This is a genomic window from Gilliamella sp. App4-10, assembly GCF_001690495.1.
In the GTDB taxonomy this organism is placed as follows: domain Bacteria; phylum Pseudomonadota; class Gammaproteobacteria; order Enterobacterales; family Orbaceae; genus Gilliamella; species Gilliamella apicola_G.
The window spans coordinates 41,777-48,435 of record NZ_LZGS01000008.1 but is presented as its reverse complement, the minus strand read 5'-3'; the positions used below and the strand labels follow the sequence as shown (position 1 = coordinate 48,435).

Genomic DNA, 6,659 nt, shown 5'->3' with positions numbered 1-6,659 from the left:
GAATGAAATTATAGCTATAAATGGAAGTAGTGAGGAATTCGCAATAATCAACTTAATTTAACATAATATACATTATTCCGACTTTAACATTTTGATATTTATAGTTTTTTATAATTAAAAAAAAGAGGGTGAAAATTTTCCCAGTGGTTAGTTTTGTGAATTGTAACTTAATGATTAACAATAAACATCATTGAATTTATACTTGATTTATCTAAAACAACAACTGTGGGATATAGGCTCAACTTGGAATTTTTTAGGTTGATTCTGTCAGCAAATTTTATATCCATTTTTCAGAAACTTGTTGTATTGACAGATAAATGACTTTTGGTCGGCAAAACCTATGGAATACCGTATTTAAAGACTCTATCGCATTGCATTAATGGTATAAATCGCTTTACGAATATCTCGATCCTAGCCAAAATATTAGACAATACACACCTATATCATTTTGTCATTTTGGTCATATTGTATGGCTGTGTTGGAGATTATAATAGATTTCAATATATTCCAGCCAGTTTATACTTGAATTTACATGCTGATTTTATTAGTTATATCTCAATAATTCATGTACATTTATTTTAGTGCGCATAATGTATATTATGTTAAATTAAGTTGATTATTGCGAATTCCTCACTACTTCCATTTATAGCTATAATTTCATTCGATACTTTAATTTTTTGTCATAAAAATAACTTCACTACCAGGAACTGGCATTTTTAAAATAGGTTTTTTTATTTTACCCCTCTTTACACAATAGAATAAAAATAATAATTAGCGAGCAATTGTGGTTTTATTATAAAATATGATACCCTAATGATCATAATAAACTATGATCATTACTTTTCGTCAATATGCAAAATATATTTAAGAGATTACGTTCCAACAGTTATTCTGTTCCATGTGAATTGTGTAGTATGGGATCTCTTTGCATTCCAATGTTACTTAACAATAAGTTAGATAGCATATTAGAGCAAAAAATGTCTTATACCAAAGATGAAATTCTAGTTAAAGCAAATACACCATTTACCAAATTATATATTATTCATTCGGGGGCATTAAAAACTTTTGTTACTACACCGGATAATCAACAACAAATTAATGGTTTTTATTTACCTGGCGATATTGTTGGTTTAGATTCACTTTCAACCAAAGTATATAACAATAATATTCAATCTCTTTGTAATACTCTTGTTTGTGAACTTTATTATGATGAATTAATGTCTTTAGTCGATACTCAAAAAAATATCAGAGACATGGTTTTTAATTTGCTAAGTTCTGATATTTATAATTATCAAAAATTAGTATTATGCTACTCGCAAAAAAAAGCAGATGAACGATTAGCAACCTTCATATATTCGCTTTATCAACGTTATGAAAAAAGAGGTCATTCTTCATTAAATATTAAACTTATGATGAGTCGGGCTGATATCGCTAATTATTTAGGCTTAACAATTGAGACAGTTAGTAGAAATTTATCAAAATTGCAAGAACAGAATATTATATCAGCTAAAGGAAAATATATATTTATTAAAAATTTAAATGCTTTGATAGATTTAGGTAACTAGATATATCTATGTTAAAATAATCAAAATAATTTATTTAAGGTCTTAATATATGGCAAGTTTAAAGAAAATATTCATTGTGACAACTATGACCTTTGTCTCTCTTTCTACGTTTGCAGCCCAACAACTAACAGAGCAACAAGCTAAAGATTTGCAGCCATTTAAAAACATAACCATCCGTGGAGCATTTTACACTGATAATGATTATGTTATGGCCATGTCAAGAGCTGCAGATAAAGAAGGTGCAGCTTCTTTTTATATAACCACAACCAATATCAGCCCATCTAATGATACTTTACGGATTGTTTACGCTAAATTATATAAAGCTGATGCGCCTAAAGCAGAAGAACAAACTGAAAAATTGCGCAAATTTGAAGGTGTGTATGAATATTCCAAATCTAAAGCTATACGTTTAGAACCATTCAATATTATTCGTATTCGAGGGTATTTTTCTAGTGAATATGATATAAACCAAGCAATTGCTAAAGAAGCTTCGGCAAAAGGTGCTTATGCTTATTATATCGATTCACATTCTCAATTAGGTAGTAATATACAAGTTACAGCCTATTTGTTTAAAAAAGATGCGCCAGTACGTAATCTGCAACCAGAAGATGCAATACCTTATGATTCTGAAGCTGGGCAACAAGCCCTTGCGCAAGGTGGTGATGTGGCAATGCAAGTTGAAAAACCTGGTTATTATTCTTCTTCAGCTTTTAATGAAAAATTTTATGCTAACAAATTTAATAATAAAGTAAAAGTCATTGATCAATCTACCAATAATGCAACAACGCCTACAGCAACAAGTACACCTAAATTGGGCGTTACTGCGGTTGCAAATGAGCTGCAGCGCATAACTCGTTACACTGTCACTCTGCCCGATGGAAGAAAAATTCAAGAATTAAATGATGCAACTGCAGCCAAAATGGTCGCATTTGATACAATTAAATTTAGAGGCTACTATGTGACTGATCAGGAAATTTCTTATCAAGCTGGTAAACGAGCCATTGATGCTGGAGCTAAGTATTATCACATAGCCCGAGTGGCTCATGATTCAAATGGTCCAAATATAACTGTTTTTGTTGACCTTTATCGATGAAACGTATATAGATAATTGGGCGCATAAGCGCCCTATTATTTTATTCAAACGAATTCTTTATTCATTCCATCATTATAATTCAGATTTAACTGTATCAATTTGTTGCTTAATGCGTTTTGCTGAAATGGGATATGATGTGCCTAGCTGTTGCGCAAATAGATTTACTCTTAATTCTTCAATCATCCAACGTATATTTATTACTTTTTCTTGTAATTTTGAGTTTTCTGGTAAGCTATTAAGCCATTTTTCATATTCATTTTCAATCTCTTCAACTATATTCATCGACAGCCTATCTTTAGTGTAATTTAACATGAGTTTTTCAATTCTTTTTTCAATTGCAGTTAAATAACGGTTGATATCTGGCAGCCGCTTATAACCTGATTGCGTAACAAAACCTTTATAAACAAGGTGATCAAGTTGTTTTTTTATATCAGATAAAGCAAAAGCTAATGCTAAGTCAATACGACCTTTTAATTTTTTACTGATGTTGTAATATAAAGTCAAAATGGACTCAACTTGTTTTGCAATATCAACCACAATTTCATTGATATTCGCTTTGGTATAATCCAATAATTTCTCGTAGTTATTTTGGCTTTGAATGACTTGACCATTTTGTTCAATTAAATAATCAACACCACAAGCAATGCAGTCATCAATTAAACTCAGTACTGTACCAAAAGCATTGAAATATAAACTTAATTTAGATTTATTTGGTAACTTTTCATGTAAATACTTGATTGGCGATGGTATATTGAGTATAAGTAAACGTCTTAACCCTAATTTTGTCAGTCTTTGTTGCTCATCTGGATTATCTACTAGCTTAATGCTTACAGATTGTTGATTATCAATGATTGCCGGATAAGCTTTAATCGTATAATTTTTATGCTTTTCTTCATAGATACTAGGTAGAGAGCCGAAACTCCACCCAGTTAAATTACTTTGCTCAATTTGAACCGTTTTCTTAATTGTTAAAGATGATAATGCTTGTTGAAGTTCGTTTTTGAGTTGTTCTTTTAGTAAAACGAGGTCTTTACTTGTAGCAATTTCTTTATTGTTATTATCAACAATGCTAAAAGTCATTTTCAAATAATCAGGAATTTGATCCAATTGCCAATCTTCAGGGGTAATTTTTACACCTGTCATTTTGTGAAATTCGGTTTCTAAACTTTCGAGTAAAGGTTGATCCGTTGAAATACCTCTACTCAAAAATGCATCAGCATAGTTTGGTGCTGGAACAAAATTTCGGCGCAGTGATTTAGGTAATGATTTGATTAGTGCAATAATTAAATTTTTTCTAAAACCTGGTACCTGCCAATCAAATCCCCTATTTTTGATTTGGTTTAATAGATTAAGAGGTATCCTTATTGTGACGCCGTCACGTTTATCTCTTATATCAAATTGATAACTCAGTGCTAATTTCAAATTATCTTGATTCCAAAAATCAGGAAAGTCATTTAAATTAATCAGTTGTGCTGATTGTTTGATCAACATCGCTTTCTCAACATTAAGAAAGTCAGGGGCTGATTTCTGCTTTTGTTTCCACCAAGCATCAAAGTGTTTAGATGACACGACAGATTTATCAATTCGTTTATCATAAAATTCAAAAAGTTCATCATCATCAATTAAAATATCTTGCCGACGAGATTTATGTTCAAGATCTTCAACTTCATTAATCAATTTTTTATTTTTTTTATAAAACTGATGGTTGGTAAACCAATCCCCTTCAACCAAGGCATGACGAATAAATAGGGAACGACTTAATCCAGGATCGATTTTACTATAATTCACTATTCGGCTAGCAACAATAGGTAAACCAAATAATGTCACTTTTTCATTTGCAATTGTTGTACCTTGTTTTTTTGACCACCTCGGTTCGTTATAACTATATTTCACCAAATGTTTTGCTATGGGCTCAATCCATTCAGCTTCAATTTTAGCCGCTGTTCTTCCCCATAGCCGGCTAGTTTCAATCAGTTCACTAACGATACACCATTTAGGTTGATTTTTGAAAAGTGCCGAATTAGGAAAAATTGCAAATTTAATATTTCGCGCCCCAATATACTCATGCTTTTCAAGTTCCTTCATTCCGATATGGGATAATAAACCACTTAGTAATGAAATATGTAATGAATTATAATCTGCCGCTTTACTATTTATAGGGAATGCTAATTGTTTAATTGTTTGTCTAATTTGTGTATAAACATCTTGCCATTCTCGAATCCGAAGGTAGTTTAAGAACTCCTTCTGACACAATCGTCTAAATTGATTGCCGGATAGCATATTTTGTTGTTCTTTAATATAATTCCATAAATTAATCAGAGAAATAAAATCGGACTCCTTATCTACAAAACGCCGATGTTTTTCATCAGAAATTTGCTGTTTATCAAAAGGTCTTTCTCTAGGATCTTGTATCGACAAAGCTGCAGTAATTATCATTATTTCTTTAGTACAACCTAATCGCCTTGCTTCGACCAGCATTCTGGCCAACCTTGGGTCGATGGGTAATTGTGCTAAAATCCGTCCTATTTCAGTTAAATGATATCGATGATGTTTAGTAAATATTGCACCGAGTTCTTCTAACAATCGAATGCCATCACGAATATATTTTGCATCAGGCGCTTCAACAAAAGGAAATGCTGCAATGTCACCTAAACCTAACGAGGTCATCTGTAATATCACCGATGCTAAATTGGTACGTAAAATTTCAGGATCGGTAAATTCGGGGCGAGATAAAAAATCTTGTTCATCATATAACCGGATGCAGATACCATCTGAGGTTCGCCCACAGCGCCCTTTTCGTTGGTTGGCTGAAGCTTGAGATATCGGTTCAATCGGTAAACGTTGAACTTTAGTGCGATAACTATAGCGACTAATCCTAGCTAAACCCGTGTCGATAACATATTTAATTCCAGGCACCGTTAACGATGTTTCTGCCACATTTGTTGCTAGAACTATTCGCCTTTTAGTGTGTGACTGAAAAATCCGATTTTGTTCTGATACTGATAACCTTGCATATAATGGTAAGATATCAGTATGACGAAGTTCCAATTTATTAAGTGTATCTGCAAGATCTCGAATTTCTCTTTCACCAGTTAGAAAAATAAGTATATCACCATGGCTTTCAGCAGACAGTTCATCAATTGCTTCTATGATCGGTTGAAAATCACTATTTTTATCATTGTAATTATCATCTTCATTTAATATTGTGGGACGATATCTAACTTCAACTGGATAGGTACGACCCGACACTTCAATAATCGGTGCTTGGTTAAAATGTTTAGAAAAACGTTCCACATCAATCGTTGCCGATGTTATTATGACTTTCAAGTCTGGACGTTTAGGTAATAATTGCTTAAGGTAGCCTAAAATAAAATCAATGTTTAAGCTACGTTCATGAGCTTCGTCAATAATAATGGTATCGTATTGTAATAAAAGTTTATCTTTTTGAATTTCAGCAAGCAATATACCGTCAGTCATTAATTTAATCAGTGTTGTTTCACTAACATGATCAGAGAATCTGACTTTGAAACCAACTAATTGCCCTATTTCTGTTTTCAACTCATCTGCAATACGATTAGCCACTGAACGTGCAGCTAATCTCCTTGGTTGGGTGTGACCAATATAGCCTTTGACGCCTAAGCCTAATTCTAAACAGATTTTTGGAATTTGTGTCGTTTTTCCTGAACCCGTTTCACCAGCAATTATGACTACTTGATGATGCTTAATTGTGTCATAAATTTCTTGTTTTTTTTCAGCGACAGGTAAATTATCGGGAAAATCAATTTTCTTTGGTAACGATGCTACTCTGGCTTGGAAAGCTAAATGAGCCTCATGTATGGCGGAATCTATATCAGCTATAGTTTGACTTTTCTGGACTAATTTTATTATTTTATGTTTATTTACGAAAGTCATTGAATCAAGATTTTTTAATTGTTGTTGAGATAACATGGCTCGTCAGATATTTTAATTAAAGTCATAATTAGACTCAATTATAGCAAATT

The 6,659-nt window shown here is 32.2% G+C and carries 3 protein-coding genes; 2 read left to right on the top strand and 1 reads right to left on the bottom strand.

The features are described from left to right. Nucleotides 1–977 precede the first annotated feature (977 nt). Complete coding sequence (locus A9G23_RS02205) at nucleotides 978–1,565, top strand: helix-turn-helix domain-containing protein (RefSeq protein WP_176700259.1); 588 nt, start codon at nucleotides 978–980, stop codon at nucleotides 1,563–1,565. A 49-nt stretch (nucleotides 1,566–1,614) separates the two neighbouring features. After that, the gene (locus A9G23_RS02200; protein ID WP_065586075.1) at nucleotides 1,615–2,658 is read left to right on the top strand and encodes a YdgH/BhsA/McbA-like domain containing protein; all 1,044 of its coding nucleotides are present in this window, start codon (nucleotides 1,615–1,617) and stop codon (nucleotides 2,656–2,658) included. 72 nt (nucleotides 2,659–2,730) lie between these two features. On the opposite strand, the gene hrpA is transcribed toward A9G23_RS02200, so the two are convergent. Then, nucleotides 2,731–6,570 (bottom strand): ATP-dependent RNA helicase HrpA, encoded by a 3,840-nt coding sequence (hrpA, locus tag A9G23_RS02195; protein WP_065586077.1) that lies wholly within the window; start codon nucleotides 6,568–6,570, stop codon nucleotides 2,731–2,733. Nucleotides 6,571–6,659 lie beyond the last annotated feature (89 nt).